Source organism: Brevundimonas sp. (assembly GCF_036676055.1).
Lineage (GTDB): Bacteria > Pseudomonadota > Alphaproteobacteria > Caulobacterales > Caulobacteraceae > Brevundimonas.
Genome location: NZ_JAKFDS010000079.1, coordinates 1 through 11,592, shown reverse-complemented (window position 1 = coordinate 11,592; position 11,592 = coordinate 1). Strand labels below are relative to the sequence as shown.

Genomic DNA, 11,592 nt, shown 5'->3' with positions numbered 1-11,592 from the left:
CCTCATTGCTGGGACCGGAGCGGGACGGCCTTACCCCCGCCATTGCGAGGCCATCTGACCGCACCTCAAGGCGCGCGGCGAGCAAGCAGAGGCCATCCATCGACCTCCGCGAGGACCCCCGGAGTCTCCTTCCCCCGGGCTTCATCGCTCGACCACAGCCCGCCGCCATCGAGAACGTGGATCCGACGCCCTCCCCGTCGACGGGATGAAGGGAGTCTAGACCGGGCGCTTCCTATGGCGGGTTCAGGACGCTGACCGGGAACGGATGTCGTGGGGAAACAGCGGGTTGGCGGAAAACAAAAGGACGGCGGCGCATTAACTTGCAGCGCAGCAATTGGCGGTTGAGAGCCGAGGTTCGTCACAAAGGACACAAAGGAAGAGCCACGAAGGACACGACGGGGCCGGCGGGGCCGGCGGGGTCGGGGCGCCCGTCAAGAGACGCCATGGAGTGATCCGCGGGTCGAGGCCCGCAGGGGGCGGCGGCGGTCTGCCGGCTGGATGTCGGTCTTCCCCGTCATTCACCCCTTCGGGGGGGCACCCGTGGCCGGCTCACATGCGAGCTTCCCCGACCCTCAAGGGCAGAAAGGCCGCCCGGCGCGCCGCCCTGCTTTCGTCATCCCGGGACGAGCGTGGCTAGACCGAGGGGCAGACGACAGATCGCGCCGGTGAGGGCTGGCGCAGCTCTGCTGTTCTCGCCTAACCTCCGGTAGGTGGAGGACCATGGCAGACCAATCCCGGGTAGGAACGGACTGGAACGCGGAAGAACTCGACGCCATCGTCGCGGACTATTTCGCCATGCTCGCCGATGAGATCGCCGGCCGTCCCTATGTGAAGTCGCACCACAACGCCGCATTGCGAGAACGAATCGGTCGCACAGCGGGCTCGGTCGAACGCAAGCACATGAACATCTCGGCAGTGCTGGTCGAACTCGGCCTGCCGACCATCGATGGGTACAAGCCCTTCTCCAACTTTCAGGAGGCCTTGGGTCGGACCATCGAACGGTATCTGCTTCAGCACCCGGACGCCCTGGGCGGTGATGCGTTCACGCCCCGCTGGAGACAGGACGCTCCGGTGTTGAGTGTCTCAGGGCTCGCCGATATGCCCGCCATCTTCGTCGATGACGGCCCGCCGCCGCCGGGCGCACCGCGCGCCCCTCGACCCGCGGGTCTGGAGCGGCTGGTGCGGAAATTCGACCCGGTTGCGCGCGACTTCCGCAACCGCAGTCTCGGCAAGGCGGGCGAAGCGCTGATCGTCGACTTCGAGCGTCGCCGGCTTGAGGCGCTGGAGCGCAAGGACCTCGCCTCGAAAGTTCGCTGGGTGGCGCAGGAAGACGGGGACGGCGCTGGCTACGACATCCACTCCTTCGACCGGCTGGGAAACGACCGGTTGATCGAAGTGAAAACCACGCAGGGTGCCCGCTCGACCCCCTTCTTCGTGACGCGAAACGAACTGTCTCTGGCGCACGAGAGGCCGGAGCATTTCCGCCTCTACCGTCTGTACGAGGTGGCCAAGGGGCCGCGGCTGTTCAAGCTCAAGCCGCCGCTGGAGGAAGCCGTGACCCTCGAAACTGAGACGTGGCGGGCCAGGGTCGGTTAGGCGAAAATCACCGTCTTCATCCCGCGTTGAACCGACCTGCGGATCACGACCCCAGCCACCCTTTCGTGCGCCCCCATGGATTTCGGAAGTCGTACAAGTCGGCGTCCTCCGCGAACCACGCCACGAACTCCTCCGGCGTTTCCTCGAACTTCCAGCAGGCGATGACCTGCTCATCATCGAGACCGGCATCGACGGTGTCGATGTACCAGTCGCGCTTCATGAGGCGGTCGACCTCGGCCAGCCACTTGGAGCAGGCCGCTGGCACTTCTCGCTGGGGCATCAGCTCGCTCCGCTGGCATTTTCTAAGCCTCGACCGGACCTTGTGCGAAATCAATCTGCACTTGCCCGGGAAGGTTGAAGCAGGTGCGGTTCAGCTACGCTTGCCGCCCGCCTGCCTGATGAAGCCATCGCTTTCGCCGAAGCTGAAGGTGCGCGCGACACTCGCGAGGCCGTTATTTTCCCCTGGGATATATTTTTATTCCCCTGGATGATTGACAATGCCTCCGCTCAGGTAGAAATAGCGCTACAACACCTACCTGGGGAGATAAGAAATGTTTGGTAATACCGACGGGATGCCTAAGCCGATGGCGATGGATGACGATGTTATTCAGTCCTCCAGCCTAGACCAGATGATGAGTTTCTCGGGCACCGACGAAGAGCCCTTCAACGTGGCCGTGGGCTACAACCTCGGTCGGATGACTTGGGTGGCCGATGTACCGCTTGCCAAGTTGGTCGAATGGTCGTCGGTCGCGAACGACCCGGAGAAGGGCGAAATCGCTCAGCGCCCGCTGGATCAAAGTCATGCGCGGGGTCTTGCCGTCTATATGCTGAAGGGGCTGGTGAACGCCGCGATGGCCCGCCGCCGCCTCCAGAACAAGCCGATCCCCGAGACGTTTGGAACGGTTCTTCACCAACTCGGATCGCAGCCGTATTTCTCGCTCCAACCGTTCGTCGCCAACATCCGCGACATCGACCCTGAACGTCCCTCGGTGAGAGCGGAAAGGATTCTTTCGAAGTCAGGCGAGACGCGCGGCTTCCAAGTGTATCTGCCCCGACATTTCCGTTGGTGGATGATCGACGGGCAGCATCGTCTCGTGGGAGGCCAAGTAGTTAAGGACTTCCTTGAGGGGGTGCTAAAATCAGGCAACTATCCCGCCCGAAACAATCTCTACACCGGCCGCGGCCCGGTTTCCCCGGACGAAATGATCGTGTGGATGGAAGCCCTAGAATGCGCGCGAAGCTTCGCAAGCGTCAAAGTCGAACTCCACTTGGGCCTGTCTATCGATCAAGAGCGGCAGCTGTTTCACGATCTGAACAATCTTGGGAAGAAGGTAACTCGCTCTCTATCTCTCAAGTTCGATGGCTCGAACCCGGTGACTAAGTTCATTGATGACGTCCTGATCAACGAGCTGGGCGTTCAAGACTGCGAGACTGAACAGTCGGATTGGTCGAAGGACGACGGGTGCCTCGCCCGCAAGGACATCGTTGCCGTCAACGCCATCGCGTTCCTCAATAAGTCGAACATCAGCGGCGCCACCCCAGCGATCATCGAGCCCCGGGTCGAAGCTGTCTCTCGAATGTGGGCAGCGATCCTCGCTATCCCGGGGTTCAACGTCGCAAATGCCAAGACCACAACGACGGCAGCCCAACCGGTGGTGTTGAAGTCCATCGCCAAGGTCGTGTTTGACCTCGCGTTCTCAAACAGGCGCCCCGACAACGGCGACACACTTCTAGACACGCTATTTTCGCGTCTGAATGAGGTGGACTTCAGTCACTCCAATCCTATGTGGCGCTTCTACGAGCTCGATGAAGCGGAGCGTACCACGCTCGGCCTCGATGGACTGAGTACCTACCTTCCCGACCATGGCGGCGTCTCCAGCGAAGCCAACCGAGATCTCGGAGCCTATCAGGCCGGCGTGATGCGGTTTGGCAGCAAGCACAACGACATCTATCCGATCTTGGCGGACATGATTCGCTGGAAGCTAAAACTGCCAAATCGGCACCTGCGATAGGACGTCATGGTGCGGTAGCAATGTCCTACGCCCGATCCCGCACCCTCATCGCCCCGCCGCTTCCCGTCTCAACCTCGAACCGTCCGGTCCCCCGGATCAGGTCGGACAGCTTCGCATAACCATACGAGCGCTGGTCGAAGTCCGGGTAGGCGTTGCGCAGGCGGTTGGCGATGCCGCCGGCGTTGACCCAGCCTTCGCCGTCCTCGTCCATGTCGGCGATGACCGAGGCGATCAGGCGGGCGGCCTCGGACGGGGGGCGTTTGCCGGGGGCGGCGGGCTCGGCCTTGACGGCCGGGGCGGCGGTGACGCCCGAGGCGGCGCGGCGGCTGCGTTTGGGGGCGGCGGCCTCTACGGCCCCCTCCCCGGCTTCGTCCCCGGCCCCGGCGGGGAGGCTGAGGTTCTCGGTGTAGATGAAGCGGGTGCAGGCCTGGCGGAAGCTTTCGGGCGTCTTGCGCTCGCCGAAGCCGTAGACGTCGACGCCCTCTTCGCGGATGCGCGAGGCCAGACGGGTGAAGTCGGCGTCGGAGGAGACGAGGCAGAAGCCGTCGAACCGGCCCGAGTGCAGCAGGTCCATGGCGTCGATGACGAGGGCGATGTCGCCGGAGTTCTTGCCCTTGGTGTTGGCGAAATTCTGCTGCGGCTGGATGGCGAAGCGGGCGAGGACGCGGGTCCAGCCCTGGATCTGGGCGGAGGCGAAGTCGCCGTAGATGCGCCGGGCGCTGGCCTCGCCGATGGTGGCGATCTCGGTGAACAGGGCCTCGGCGATGCGCGGCGAGGCGTTCTCGGCGTCGATGAGGACGGCCAGGCGGGGGGCGCGGTCGGGGGATCGGGTGGGGTCGTTCGCCATGGTCGTCAGGCCTCGATCAGCAGGGGGCTCGGCAGTGTGGGGCCGTTCGGGCCGGCAGGCTAGCGCGGCGCGACGATCTCCAGCCCGACGCCGGGGGGCTGGTCGGGGGCGCCGAGGACCACGTCGAGCCGGACGTCGAGGTCGAGGCCGGCCAGGGCGCGGTTCATCAGCACGGGCACGGCGGCCTCGGCCGCGGCGCCGCGCAGGTCGAGCAGGAAGCCCTCCTCGCCGTCGCGCCAGCGGGCCAGGGCCAGCCAGGCCGCCTTGATGGCGGGCTCGGCGCCCAGCTCGCGGGTCAGGGCCTCGACCAGGCCGGGGGGCGTCGTGGCGGGGCGCGCGACCTCGACCGGGGCGCGGTCGGCGGGCAGCGGATTGGGGCGGCCGATCAGCGAGGCCATGGCGTCGGGGCTCCAGCGCACGCCGAAGCCGTGGCCGGGGTTCAGCACCGCCGGGTTCTCGCGGATGGTCTCGAGCAGGACGCGGCCGGGATAGGAGACCGGCTCGACGTCCGGGCCGATGGACTGGAGGGCCCGCTCGCGCGCCGTGAAGACGGCGGTGGCGGCGCGGCCGTCGAGGGAGACGGTGCGCAGGCGCAGCACCTCGGCGGCGGCCTCGCCGGGAGCCGGAACGACCCAGAGCGGGGCGTCGGCCACGGCGGCCTCGAAGGCGGCCCTCTGCTCCGCCCCGCCCGAGGCGGCAGCCATCAGCTGGCGTTCGAGGTCGTTGAGCGGCTCGAAGGCGGGGCGGGCGGGGGCGTCGGTCATGGGCGGTCTCGCGGGGCGGGTGGAGCGGTGAGCGGCGTGGATAGCGCAGGGAGGGGGGCGGGTCGACCGTCAGGCGGCCCCTTCCCGCCCGGCCTCGCGGCGCCCCTCCTCGGCCTCCGCCCGGTGGGCCCTCTCCAGCTCCTCCCGGCGGCGCGCGTCGATCACCGCCTTGCGCCGCCAGAACCGGTCGCGCACCTCATAGTCAGGCTCGCTCTCGTCGGCGTCGAACAGGGTCATCCGAATCGATCCAGTCGTCCTGCGGCCCCACGGCGATGCGGGCGATCAGCTCCAGCGGCACCGTGTCCAGCGTCACCCGCCCCGCCTCCTGCCGGGCCGCCAGCCGGGCATAGCTCTCGGCCAGCTGCGACAGGGCCCGCGCCTCGGCCCACAGCCGCGCGGTCATGGCCCGCCCCGAGGCCAGGGTCGCCAGCCGGGCCAGCACGGCGGGGTCGGCCACCGCCTCGACCTCCAGCATCCCGACGCCATCGAACAGCCGCGCCGCCACGGCCTCGGGGCTGTTGCGCCGCGCCGCCTCGCGGGCCAGGGCCTGGCTGATCGCCTGGGCGTCGCCCCACTCCCGCTTGGTCGCCCCGTGCCGGGTGACGCGGCGGCGGATGGCGTGCTCCGACACCCGCCATTTGCGGGCCAGGAAGGGGCGGTGACCCCCTCGCGGTATTCCCTGCAGATGATCTCCCAGGTGTCGGAGGAGAGCCGGTAGTGGACGGGGCGGTCCTCGGCCGGGGGGCGAGGCGAGCGGGACGGGCGGGGGGAGAGGCGCGCGGTCGGTCATGACGCGGGAGGATAGGCGGAGGGTGCGTCAGGATCGGTCGTATGGGGCCGGGAGCTCCCGCAAGAAAGTCTCGAGGCCGCCCCAGAAGGTCGGAGCCTTGCCCTTCGTCTCGCACTCCCAGACGACGTGCACCGCCCAGCCCGCCCGCTCCAGCGCCGCGATCGCCAGCCGATCGCGTTCGACGTTGCGGGCGAACTTGTCCTGCCAGAAGGCGACGCGGGTCGAGGGCGAACTCGCGGCCCGGCATGCGGGGTGCCGGTGCCAGAAGCAGCCGTGCACGAACACCACGGCCCGGCGCGACGGGAGCACGATGTCCGGCTTGCCCGGCAGGTCCTTGCGATGGAGGCGAAAGCGGTAGCCGGCCCGGTGCAGGGCCGAGCGCACCTTCATCTCGGGGGCGGTGTTCTTCCCGCGCACGCTGCGCATGATCTCGCTGCGCTTGGCGTCGACCGGCGGGTCGTTCCACTCGGATGGCGTCGGATCGGTCACGACCTCAATCTGGGATTGGCGTTACCCAATTGCACCGGGTCCGGGCGAATCAAATTACAGGAACAAAAGGCGATCGACTTGGGCCGTTCGGCCCGCTAGGACTTCGCGAGACTCGAGCCGAGGGAGCGCGCCATGACCCGTCCTGTTGGAGTGGACCTGTTCGCCGGCGTCGGCGGCATGAGCCTCGGGTTCGAGCAGGCCGGCTTCGATGTCGTCGCGGCGGTCGAGATCGACCCCATCCACGCGGCGGCCCACGCGTTCAATTTCCCGGAAACGACGGTGATCGCCCGATCCGTGCAGGACCTGACCGGCGCGGAAATCCGGAAACTCGCCGGCCTCGGCGACCGCGCGGTCGACGTCGTATTCGGCGGCGCGCCCTGCCAAGGCTTTTCGATGATCGGCAAGCGGGCGCTGGACGATCCGCGGAATGCGCTGGTCCGCGACTTCGTCCGCATCGTGCGCGAGCTCGACGCCTCATACTTCGTGTTCGAGAACGTCAAGGGCATCACCGTCGGGCGGCACCGGGCCTTTCTCGACGAGCTGATCGCCGAGTTCGAGGGCGCCGGCTACGTCGTGACCCTGCCGTGGAAGGTGCTGAACGCCGCCAGTTTCGGCGTGCCGCAGAACCGCGAACGCCTGATCCTGATGGGCGCCAAGGTCGGTCTGAGCCTGCCGAAATATCCGGCGGCGGTCACCCGCGCGGCCGGCAGCCAGAAGTCCCCTCTGCCCGAGGGGCCGAGCTGCAAGGACGCCCTGGGCGATCTGCCGGACGCGGAGAAGTTCGACCGGCTTCGCGAGACCGACGCGGTGGCGACCAGCAGCTGGGGCGTGCCGAGCGAATACGCCTCGGCCATGCGATGCCTGACCCGCGACAGCTGGGGCTACGGCTACGTCCGCTGCTGGGAGCCGCACATGCTCACCTCCAGCGCCCGCACGGAGCACACGTCGATCTCCCGGCGGCGGTTCTCGGAAACCGTCCCCGGCGAGGTCGAGCCGATCTCGCGCTTTTTCCGGCTGCCGACCGACGGGGTGTCCAACACCCTTCGCGCCGGCACCGACGCGGCGCGCGGCGCCTTCACCAGCCCGCGCCCGATCCACTACAGATTCGACCGGTGCATCACGGTTCGGGAAATGGCGCGCCTGCACGGCTTTCCGGACTGGTTCCGGCTGCACGAGACAAAGTGGCATGGCGCTCGGCAGGTCGGTAACGCCGTGCCGCCGCCGATGGCGCGGGCGGTCGCCGCCGAGATCGTCGGAGCGCTCCGACACGTCCCGGAACAGCCGAGCCGATCGGTCAAGCTGGGCGATCCCGAGCTGCTGGGCCTCGGCATGAAGGAGGCCGCCGCCAAATTCGGCCGCGCCTTCGCGGTCTCCCGCCGGGACCGGAAAAGCGGCGCGCGCAAGCGGAAGCAGTCGGAGATCGAGGCCGAGAGGCTTCAGTTCGCGGCGGAGTGACGACGGCCGGTGGCCCCGCCGGACCAATCCAGGGTAGAAGGCTCTCGGGGAGAGCCGATGTCAGCCAAGAACCACGTCTTTCAGGCGCTCTTCGACGCCCGGTACGATCCCGCCACCGGCCGGGTCGCCAATCCTCTCGTCACCCTGGACGAGGTCGCCGACGCGATCCGTGAACTTGTGCGGGCCGGGAGTATCGAACTCTCGGATCGCAACCCGGCCAACTTCATCAAGGACTATCTGCGCTCGGCCCGCCGGAACGCCATCTGGCCCGCCGCCATCCGCGACGCCGGCTATACGGCGCGCCAGAGAACCGGCGTCGGCCAGTGTTTCGAATTCTTCCCCATACCCGAGGGGCAGGAGCCGTTCCCGGACGACTTCCTGCCGACGGGCGCCGAGCCGACCTTCACGCTGCAGACGCTGAGTCTGCCGGTCACGACGAGGGAGATCGTGCGGGTCGACGAGCAGTCGCTGGCCCAGATCGCGGTCAAGCTGCACCTGCTCGAACATTTTCTCGCCAGTTCCCCGAACGCCTTGGGGAACGGCCTTCGCGAGATCACCCATCTCCAGAACAACGTGAAATTGAGAAGCTCGGAGATCGACGCCCTCTACAAGGCGGTGGCCCATGTCGACGGCGAGTCCAGAACCGGCGCCATCGCGGTCGAGGTCAAGATCGGCGAACCGATCATCGCCGAGCAGATCGAGAAACAGGCTCTGGCGATTCTCGACGACCACTCCTTCGAGTTCTGCATCCCGGTGATCGTCAAGCGGACCCGCAAGGGCGAGATCGTCCTGATGCAACTCGCTCCGGTCGGACGGGACGACATCGGGCCAGATGGACGGGTCGACATCGGCGGTGTGGTTTATGGGGCGAGATACGTATTCGCGCCCGAGCTACCGAGACTCTGACGCGACTTGCTGACGCGGAGCACATGCATGCCTATGCCGAGTCCTTGGCGCTGCCGCAGTATGCCGATGCCAGAAGCGGTAGGGGGCCGTCGATGGGCGAAAGCCTACACCCGGTCCCTCAGCTTCATCGCCCCGCCTGCGCCCGCCGGCACCTCGAACCGCCCGGTGGCACGGATCAGGCTGCACAGTCTGGCGAAGTGTAGGGTGTAGGCTTTCTCGGCCAACTGACGTTAACTCTGCTTCTCTAAACCCGTGGAGCGGGGGCCGATTTTTTGCTTACCTCCCGCACCCTTGTCCACTGACGCAGCACCGCGTGACTCTACTGTGGTGGGCGGTGGTTGCGACCCCAGCGCTGATGGGTTCTTGGCCGAGCCCAGAACGAGAATTCCAATGGAGATAGACGCTACGACGACAAATACTAAAGCGGCCCACTTCGCGATAACGAAGGCAAGTTCTCCACGTTTTACTCGGCGCCATTCAGATTTCAGGATTGCCTGGGCGTCGGCGATGAACTTCGCTTCCAAGGGCTTGAGCGCCTCCAACGTTATGCCATTCGCATCGGAAGCGATTTCCCTGATGTCGCTCATGGTATTCAGCAGTCCAGTATGACCAGCCTCCTTCGGGTTCACGCGCAGCTCTATTCGGAAAGTTGCTTTGTTTAGCTCATGATAGACTGACGACATCTTTTCGTGCTTGTGCTCGAAGTCCTTGTAGGTGACTAGCAACGCGTCATGTAATGTATTTATTGAGGCAGCATACACCGCCATCTCCTCGCGAAGGGCGTCAATCCACGACTGCCTGAACTCCGAGGTCTTCTGCTCTTTCGACACGATAAGCCCAAGGAGCGATACTAGCCCTGCGATCAGTGCCGCAAGAATTGCACCAATGGCGACATCAGGAATCATAATCACAGCCCCCCGTTATTCGATTCACTTGACCACTTAGCACGCGTCATGATTGCGTGTCCGCAAAGTTATTGCGTGCTGGGGGCACCATGGCGGAACGTATTGATTTCAAGGTCAAGCTTACCGGAGACCTTGCCGATGAGCACCGGTTTGAGGGTTATGACGGATACATGGGGTTGGCTGGCGTCGCTTGGACGATGTCGCTCGTGGCCAACTATGTCGAGACCGGCAAGATTCGTCAGCGTGGGGATTTCCCCGGTCGCCACCTAGTCCAAGGTTCCGCCCCGGGCCCAGGGAGCGTTCTGACCGAACTCAGTGTGTTCCTCGCGAGTGACGCGGCCCAGACCTTCGGATTGGCTGCGGCGACGGGAGTAAGCGGCGAGTTGATGCGTCAACTGCTGAAGCGCGTCATTGATCGCAACCTAGGCGAAGACGACGTGATACCGGCGGGCCCTATGCGCGACCTTGCTGCACGGCGAGGTGGTGATGTTGAGGCGTTAGTCGCCGTCTCAGAAGCTCCCATCCGGCAAGCCCACAGCGTCATCGGCAACGGCGCCAAGAAGCTGACCATCGTTACCGGCCACAACATTATCAATACCTTCGACGAAGAGACCAAGGAATACGTTCGGCAAAATGTTGAGGACAGTGCCGTGAAAAATCGCTTGTTCAGTGTTTCTGCATTCAACGCCAATTCTGGATATGGCAGCGTGTTCGACACCGAGCTTGGGCGAGTCGTGCCTATTTCCATGTCGCGAGACACGCTCAGAATGTATCGTCCAGTGTTCAGTTGGGGTTTGGATCAGTATGCAAACAGAACCGGAAGGAAAATAGACATGACATTTTATCGTATACTAGCGATGGACGGCAGACCGAAAAGATACATTGTCCAAGCCGCATCTATCATCGACCGATAGTCTCAATCCTCATCCATCTTCAGCGCGGCGATGAAGGCTTCCTGCGGGATTTCCACCTTGCCGAACTGGCGCATGCGCTTCTTGCCGGCCTTCTGCTTCTCGAGCAGCTTCTTCTTGCGGGTGGCGTCGCCGCCGTAGCATTTCGAGGTCACGTCCTTGCGCAGGGCGCGGACGGTCTCGCGGGCGATGATCTTGCCGCCGATGGCCGCCTGGATCGGGATCTGGAACAGGTGGGGCGGGATCAGCTCCTTCATCTTCTCGACCATGCCGCGGCCGCGGGTCTCGGCGCGGTTGCGGTGGACCAGCATCGACAGGGCGTCGACCGGCTCGGCGTTGACGAGGATGCTCATCTTGACGAGGTCGCCGGGCTTGTAGTCGGTCAGCTCGTAGTCGAACGAGGCGTAGCCCTTGGAGATGGATTTGAGGCGGTCGTAGAAGTCGAACACGACCTCGTTCAACGGCAGCTCATAGACCACCAGGGCGCGGGCGCCGACGTAGGAGAGCTCGACCTGGGAGCCGCGGCGGTCCTGGCACAGCTTGATCACGCCGCCGAGATATTCGTCGGGGGTCAGGATGGTCGCCTTGATCCACGGCTCGCTGATTTCCATGATCTGCATCACGTCGGGCAGGTCGGCCGGATTGTGCAGATCGATCTCGGAGCCGTCGCGCAGCTTGATCTTGTAGACCACGCTGGGGGCGGTCGCGATCAGGTCGAGGTTGAACTCGCGGCTGAGGCGCTCCTGGATGATCTCGAGGTGCAGCAGGCCGAGGAAGCCGCAGCGGAAGCCGAAGCCGAGGGCGGCCGAGGACTCCATCTCATAGGTGAAGCTGGCGTCGTTCAGGCGCAGGCGGCCGATGGCGGCGCGCAGGTCCTCGAAGTCGGCGGCGTCGACCGGGAACAGGCCGCAGAAGAC

General features: G+C 65.3%; 12 protein-coding genes and 1 pseudogene. 5 read left to right on the top strand and 8 right to left on the bottom strand.

Features of this window, described 5'->3' with window-relative positions; genetic code table 11:
- Window positions 1–720: 720 nt before the first annotated feature.
- Entirely contained in the window at window positions 721–1,596 is an 876-nt protein-coding gene (locus V6M45_RS13080; protein ID WP_332656976.1) for a DUF3883 domain-containing protein, read from the top strand.
- Window positions 1,597–1,639: 43 nt separating this feature from the next.
- Here V6M45_RS13080 and V6M45_RS13075 read toward each other — a convergent pair whose 3' ends face one another.
- Complete coding sequence (locus V6M45_RS13075) at window positions 1,640–1,876, bottom strand: hypothetical protein (RefSeq protein ID WP_332656975.1); 237 nt, start codon at window positions 1,874–1,876, stop codon at window positions 1,640–1,642.
- A 271-nt stretch (window positions 1,877–2,147) separates the two neighbouring features.
- Here V6M45_RS13075 and V6M45_RS13070 point away from each other — a divergent pair, with 271 nt between their 5' ends.
- A complete protein-coding gene (locus V6M45_RS13070) occupies window positions 2,148–3,608 on the top strand; it encodes a DNA sulfur modification protein DndB (protein ID WP_332656974.1) in 1,461 nt (486 codons plus the stop codon).
- Window positions 3,609–3,633: 25 nt separating this feature from the next.
- On the opposite strand, the gene V6M45_RS13065 is transcribed toward V6M45_RS13070, so the two are convergent.
- The 5 genes from V6M45_RS13065 to V6M45_RS13045 form a co-directional block, all read right to left on the bottom strand.
- Complete coding sequence (locus V6M45_RS13065) at window positions 3,634–4,455, bottom strand: NYN domain-containing protein (protein ID WP_332656973.1); 822 nt, start codon at window positions 4,453–4,455, stop codon at window positions 3,634–3,636.
- A gap of 59 nt (window positions 4,456–4,514) precedes the next feature.
- Complete coding sequence (locus V6M45_RS13060) at window positions 4,515–5,219, bottom strand: enhanced serine sensitivity protein SseB C-terminal domain-containing protein (RefSeq protein WP_332656972.1); 705 nt, start codon at window positions 5,217–5,219, stop codon at window positions 4,515–4,517.
- A 69-nt stretch (window positions 5,220–5,288) separates the two neighbouring features.
- Window positions 5,289–5,456, bottom strand: a complete 168-nt coding sequence (locus tag V6M45_RS13055) for a hypothetical protein (protein WP_332656971.1) — start codon at window positions 5,454–5,456, stop codon at window positions 5,289–5,291.
- Window positions 5,422–5,850, bottom strand: a complete 429-nt coding sequence (locus V6M45_RS13050) for a hypothetical protein (protein ID WP_332656970.1) — start codon at window positions 5,848–5,850, stop codon at window positions 5,422–5,424. The genes V6M45_RS13055 and V6M45_RS13050 overlap by 35 nt, the downstream gene beginning before the upstream one ends.
- Window positions 5,851–6,036: 186 nt before the next feature.
- Window positions 6,037–6,498, bottom strand: a complete 462-nt coding sequence (locus V6M45_RS13045; protein ID WP_332656969.1) for a very short patch repair endonuclease — start codon at window positions 6,496–6,498, stop codon at window positions 6,037–6,039.
- A gap of 132 nt (window positions 6,499–6,630) precedes the next feature.
- On the opposite strand from V6M45_RS13045, the gene V6M45_RS13040 reads away from it, so the two are divergent.
- Both V6M45_RS13040 and V6M45_RS13035 read left to right on the top strand, forming a co-directional pair.
- Window positions 6,631–7,953: a DNA cytosine methyltransferase gene (locus V6M45_RS13040; protein WP_332656968.1), complete on the top strand. Its 1,323-nt coding sequence runs from the start codon at window positions 6,631–6,633 to the stop codon at window positions 7,951–7,953.
- A gap of 57 nt (window positions 7,954–8,010) precedes the next feature.
- Entirely contained in the window at window positions 8,011–8,859 is an 849-nt protein-coding gene (locus V6M45_RS13035; protein WP_332656967.1) for a hypothetical protein, read from the top strand.
- Between the two features lie 230 nt (window positions 8,860–9,089).
- Here the strand turns inward: V6M45_RS13035 and V6M45_RS13030 are convergent, their stop codons facing one another.
- Window positions 9,090–9,764 carry a hypothetical protein gene (locus V6M45_RS13030; protein ID WP_332656966.1) on the bottom strand — a complete coding sequence of 225 codons (675 nt, stop codon included), beginning with the start codon at window positions 9,762–9,764 and terminating at the stop codon, window positions 9,090–9,092.
- An 89-nt stretch (window positions 9,765–9,853) separates the two neighbouring features.
- On the opposite strand from V6M45_RS13030, the gene V6M45_RS13025 reads away from it, so the two are divergent.
- Window positions 9,854–10,678, top strand: a complete 825-nt coding sequence (locus tag V6M45_RS13025) for a DUF7946 domain-containing protein (protein ID WP_332656965.1) — start codon at window positions 9,854–9,856, stop codon at window positions 10,676–10,678.
- A gap of 2 nt (window positions 10,679–10,680) precedes the next feature.
- Here the strand turns inward: V6M45_RS13025 and V6M45_RS13020 are convergent.
- Window positions 10,681–11,592: pseudogene (locus V6M45_RS13020) on the bottom strand (elongation factor 4); the annotation flags it as partial.

Excerpts from the sequence above, each read along its gene's own strand:
- V6M45_RS13025 (WP_332656965.1), top strand. The coding sequence starts at position 9,854 with ATGGCGGAACGTATTGATTTCAAGGTCAAGCTTACCGGAGACCTTGCC.
- V6M45_RS13030 (WP_332656966.1), bottom strand. The coding sequence starts at position 9,764 with ATGATTCCTGATGTCGCCATTGGTGCAATTCTTGCGGCACTGATCGCA.
- V6M45_RS13055 (WP_332656971.1), bottom strand. The coding sequence starts at position 5,456 with ATGACCCTGTTCGACGCCGACGAGAGCGAGCCTGACTATGAGGTGCGC.
- V6M45_RS13075 (WP_332656975.1), bottom strand. The coding sequence starts at position 1,876 with ATGCCCCAGCGAGAAGTGCCAGCGGCCTGCTCCAAGTGGCTGGCCGAG.
- V6M45_RS13080 (WP_332656976.1), top strand. The coding sequence starts at position 721 with ATGGCAGACCAATCCCGGGTAGGAACGGACTGGAACGCGGAAGAACTC.
- V6M45_RS13065 (WP_332656973.1), bottom strand. The coding sequence starts at position 4,455 with ATGGCGAACGACCCCACCCGATCCCCCGACCGCGCCCCCCGCCTGGCC.
- V6M45_RS13070 (WP_332656974.1), top strand. The coding sequence starts at position 2,148 with ATGTTTGGTAATACCGACGGGATGCCTAAGCCGATGGCGATGGATGAC.
- V6M45_RS13035 (WP_332656967.1), top strand. The coding sequence starts at position 8,011 with ATGTCAGCCAAGAACCACGTCTTTCAGGCGCTCTTCGACGCCCGGTAC.
- V6M45_RS13040 (WP_332656968.1), top strand. The coding sequence starts at position 6,631 with ATGACCCGTCCTGTTGGAGTGGACCTGTTCGCCGGCGTCGGCGGCATG.
- V6M45_RS13060 (WP_332656972.1), bottom strand. The coding sequence starts at position 5,219 with ATGACCGACGCCCCCGCCCGCCCCGCCTTCGAGCCGCTCAACGACCTC.